This window comes from Streptomyces sp. NPDC006265 (assembly GCF_040613555.1).
Classification (GTDB): Bacteria; Actinomycetota; Actinomycetes; order Streptomycetales; family Streptomycetaceae; genus Streptomyces.
This window is the reverse complement of the sequence record NZ_JBEXSH010000968.1, coordinates 1-3,213: the sequence shown is the minus strand read 5'-3', so window position 1 is coordinate 3,213 and position 3,213 is coordinate 1. Positions and strand designations below refer to the sequence as shown.

Sequence of the window (3,213 nt, the reverse complement as noted above, 5' to 3'; positions counted from 1 at the left end):
GACCCGGTGAGACGACAGACCGCCGCCCCGGCTCGGCAGTGGCCGAACCGGGGCGGCGGCGGGTTACGGGGAGAGGGGCAGCGGGGACTTTGGCCCCTCCCCCCGAGTCTCGGGACCGGCCTAGCCCATCTCCTCCAGGGCCTTGCCCTTCGTCTCCTTGACGAACTTCAGGACGAACGGGATCGAGAGCGCGGCGAACGCGGTGTAGATCACGTACGTCACGGAGAGGTTCCAGTCGGCCAGCGAGGGGAAGCTCGCGGTGATGGCCCAGTTGGCGATCCACTGCGCGGCGGCGGCCACGCCCAGCGCGGCGGCCCGGATCCGGTTCGGGAACATCTCGCCGAGCATGACCCAGACGACCACACCCCAGGACAGGGCGAAGAAGAGGACGAAGACGTGCGCGGCGATCAGGGCGATCCAGCCCTGCGCGGCCGGCAGCTTGCCGTCGACGAGGTGGTACGAGAACGCCCAGGCCTCCAGTGCCAGGCCGACGACCATGCCGACCGAGCCGATGATCGCGAGCGGCCTGCGGCCGATGCGGTCGACGAAGATCATCGCGATGACGGTGCCGACGATGTTGATGATCGACGTGGTGAAGGAGTAGAAGAACGAGTCCGCGGGGTCGACACCGACCGACTGCCACAGCGTCGAGGAGTAGTAGAACGCGACGTTGATGCCGACGAACTGCTGGAAGACCGACAGGCCGATGCCGACCCAGACGATCGGCTTGAAGAAGAAGCTGCCGCCGAGCAGGTCCTTGAAGCTCGACTTGTGCTCGCTCTTCATGGCGCCCTCGATCTCGGCGACACGGGCGTCCAGGTCGACGTCCTTGCCCTCGACCTCGGCGAGGATCTCCCGGGCGCGCTCGTGCTTGCCGACGGAGATGAGGAAGCGCGGGGACTCGGGGATGGCGAAGGAGAGCAGCCCGTAGAGGACGGCCGGGACGACCATGACGCCGAGCATGACCTGCCAGGCCTCCAGGCCCATCAGCTTCCCGCGCTGGTCACCGTCGGCGGCGTTCAGCAGGCCCCAGTTGACCAGCTGCGACACGGCGATGCCGATGACGATCGCGGCCTGCTGGAAGGAGCCGAGCCGGCCGCGGTAGGCGGGCGGGGCGACCTCGGCGATGTAGGCCGGACCGATCACGGAGGCCATGCCGATGGCGAAGCCGCCGACGACGCGCCAGAAGGCGAGGTCCCACAGGGCGAAGGGCAGCGCCGAGCCGACGGCGCTGACCGTGAAGAGGACCGCGGCGATCTGCATGCACCGGATACGGCCGATGCGGTCGGCTATGCGGCCGGCGGTGGCCGCGCCGACGGCGCAGCCGATGAGGGCGATGGCGATGACCTGGGCCAGGGCTGCGGAGCCGACGTCGTAGCGGCCGCGGATGGCTTCGACGGCACCGTTGATCACGGAGCTGTCGTAGCCGAAGAGGAAACCGCCCATCGCGGCCGCCGCCGCGATGAAGATGACGTGCCCGAGATGATCGGGGTGAGCCGTCCTGACTCCTGACTTGGATGCCTGCGCTGTGCTGGTCACGTGTACTCCTCGGGCCACCGGCAACGCTGCCGGAGGGAATCAGCCCTTCGAGGTCCACCTGAAGGTACCTGAAGGTAAAAGGAACGTTGCCGAGACTATGCCTTCAAGTTTCGAAGTCAATAGGGCAATAGCTATCGCTCTGAGGCAGGAATGAAGGGGAAGTGTGTTCAAGTGTTGAAGTCGTGAAGGCGCAGGTGAGACCGGTGTAGAACACACCTATCTAGCGGAGGCGCTGGCTGATGACCTTCGACACACCGTCGCCCTGCATGGAGACGCCGTAGAGCGCGTCGGCGACCTCCATCGTGCGCTTCTGGTGGGTGATCACGATCAGCTGGGAGGCCTCCTGGAGCTCCTGCATGATCCGGATCAGCCGCTGGAGGTTGGTGTCGTCGAGGGCGGCCTCGACCTCGTCCATGACGTAGAACGGGCTGGGCCGCGCCTTGAAGATCGACACGAGCATCGCCACGGCGGTCAGCGACCGCTCCCCGCCCGAGAGCAGCGACAGTCGCTTGACCTTCTTGCCCGGCGGACGCGCCTCGACGTCCACGCCAGTGGTGAGCATGTTGTCGGGGTCGGTCAGCACCAGCCGCCCCTCGCCGCCGGGGAACAGCCGGCTGAAGACGCCCTCGAACTCCCGGGCCGTGTCGCGGTAGGCCTCGGTGAAGACCTGCTCGACGCGCTCGTCGACCTCCTTCACCACCTGCAGGAGGTCCGCCCGCGTCTTCTTCAGGTCTTCGAGCTGCTCGCTGAGGAACTGGTGGCGCTCCTCCAGCGCCGCGAACTCCTCCAGCGCGAGCGGGTTCACCTTGCCGAGCTGCTGGTAGGCCCGTTCGGCGGCCTTGAGGCGCTTCTCCTGCTCGGCCCGAACGAACGGCCGGGGCCGGTTGCGCGGGTGCTCCGGGTCCTCCGGCAGCTCCTCGCCCTCGGCGGGGGGCGAGGGCGGCACGAGCTGGTGCGGTCCGTACTCCGCCACCAGTCCGGCCGGTTCGACACCCAGCTCCTCCAGCGCCTTGGTCTCCAGCTGCTCGATGCGCAGCCGCTTCTCGGCGCCGAGTACCTCGCCACGGTGGACCGAATCCGTCAACTTGTCGAGTTCGGCCTTGAGATCGCGCCCCTCGGTGCGGGCGCGGGCGAGTTCCTGCTCCCGGCGGGCCTTCGCGGCCTCGGCGGCGGTGCGCTCCTCGTCGGCACGGGCCAGGGAGACCTCGACATGCGCGAGCAGCTGCCGCGCACCCGAGCCGACGGCCTCGGCGACGGCCGCCTCGTGCCGCAGCCGGGCCCGCCGCTGTTCGGCACGCGCGCGTGCCTCGCGTTCGGCGCGGGCCGCCCGGTCCAGGGAGTCGGCCCGTCCGGCCAGCCCCTTGACCCGTTCCTCGTGCGTACGAACCTGGAGGCGGGCCTCCATCTCGGTCTGGCGGGCGTTGGCGCCGTCGGCGGCGAGCCGGTCGCGGGCGGAGGTGTCGGGCTCCTCCTCGATCGGCATCTCCTCGGCGACGGCGAGCCGCTCGGCGAGCTCCTCGACCTCTTCGATTGCCCTGTCGAGGGCTTCCTGCGCCCGGGCCGCGGCGGCGGTGGACCGCTCGGCCTCCCCCGCCGCGCCCCGCGCCTGTCCGGCGAGGCGGCCGAGCTGCTGGGCGACGGCCGACTTCTCCCGGTCGGCGGCCCGGCGCCGCT

General features: G+C 69.6%; 2 protein-coding genes. Both read right to left on the bottom strand.

The features are described from left to right. Nucleotides 1–120: 120 nt before the first annotated feature. A complete protein-coding gene (locus tag ABZ281_RS43605; RefSeq protein WP_356663727.1) occupies nt 121–1,539 on the bottom strand; it encodes a sugar porter family MFS transporter in 1,419 nt (472 codons plus the stop codon). 220 nt (nt 1,540–1,759) lie between these two features. Beyond that, nucleotides 1,760–3,213, bottom strand: a 1,454-nt coding sequence (locus ABZ281_RS43600) for an AAA family ATPase (protein ID WP_356663725.1), incomplete at its 5' end; no start/stop codon positions are given.